This window comes from Alcanivorax sp. HI0044 (assembly GCF_001634945.1).
In genome coordinates, this window is sequence record NZ_LWEZ01000020.1 from 1 (window position 1) to 896 (window position 896).

At 56.9% G+C, this 896-nt stretch carries 1 protein-coding gene and 1 pseudogene; both read right to left on the minus strand.

What is annotated here, in order from left to right; genetic code table 11:
* Positions 1-537: pseudogene (locus tag A3730_RS00250) on the minus strand (class I SAM-dependent methyltransferase); the annotation flags it as partial.
* Between the two features lie 5 nt (positions 538-542).
* Positions 543-896, minus strand: a 354-nt coding sequence (locus tag A3730_RS00255; RefSeq protein WP_156500692.1) for a DUF1365 family protein, incomplete at its 5' end; no start/stop codon positions are given.

Sequence of the window (896 nt, forward strand, 5' to 3'; positions counted from 1 at the left end):
TCTTCCATGGCCACCCCGCTGGCAAGCGCGATGAATGCGATCAAGAAACAGGCTGAAAAAATCGTTGCCCAGATCATAGTGGGCAGAAATATTCCGGCGGGAACCTTGCAGTGAATTACGGTTGTAGCGATGCAGCATTTTCAGCGCCGGCTTGGACAGGGCCGCAAAGCCACCTTCCAGGGCTTGCATGGCATCCACATTGGNCGCGAAATAGCGAATCACCTTGATCAGGTCCGGGCTGGACCAGCCCTGCTCCATAAACGCTTCCGCCGCCCCCAGCGCCCCACCGCTCATCATCATGCTGTAGGTGCGCCAGTCGGCCAGTACGATGTGCCCCAGGTCATTAGCCAGAGCGTTATTGTCCCGCACGGCGGAACCAAGCATGACCGTATTACCATCTGGCTCATCGATACGCAGGCCACCCCGCGGCAGTTTCTCAAGCTGATTCAACACCAGCGTGCGCGCCACCGATTGCGGCCAACTCAGTGTGCCGGCCTGGTCACCTTTATTGTCAGAGGCTTTATCGCCAGACAGCATTTGTCTCACTCCCTGTTTCCTTGATCGCATTCATCGCGCTTGCCAGCGGGGTGGCCATGGAAGACCGCCCCCTTGCGCCACAGTTTGAAGGCCTGCCAGTAAATACGTTTCAGCGTGGCCAACCCCTGTGCACCAAACCGGAAAATGCCCTTACCCATCATCGCCGGTTCTGACGCAAATAATTGCAATTTCACCCCGGCCTTGAAGACGGGAACCTGGTTCTCCCGGTCCTCTAACCCTATTCGCAGATCGGGTAAGGCAACGTGAAGATCCCAGTGATATTGCAGCAACATGGGCAGGAAGGGGGAGACATGGAAGGCTTTGGGGTGATCAACCACCAGGGCGTCGTTATCACCACA